The organism is Paenibacillus sp. BJ-4, from assembly GCF_020404765.1.
GTDB lineage: Bacteria > Bacillota > Bacilli > Paenibacillales > Paenibacillaceae > Paenibacillus.
The window spans coordinates 1-211 of the sequence record NZ_JAIVEM010000015.1 but is presented as its reverse complement, the minus strand read 5'-3'; the positions used below and the strand labels follow the sequence as shown (position 1 = coordinate 211).

Genomic DNA, 211 nt, shown 5'->3' with positions numbered 1-211 from the left:
GATACGATCAGGGTGGTATCCCAAGGATGCCTCCCCTCAAGCTGGCGCTCAAGGCTCAACGGCTCCCACCTATCCTGTACAGATCGTACCCAAATTCAATATCAAACTGCAGTAAAGCTCCATGGGGTCTTTCCGTCTTGTCGCGGGTAACCTGCATCTTCACAGGTATTAAAATTTCACCGGATCTCTCGTTGAGACAGCGCCCAAGTCG

General features: G+C 51.7%; 1 rRNA gene. It reads right to left on the bottom strand.

Annotated features, from left to right (window positions below):
- Window positions 1-211: ribosomal RNA gene (locus LCF57_RS04520) — 23S ribosomal RNA — on the bottom strand; the annotation flags it as partial.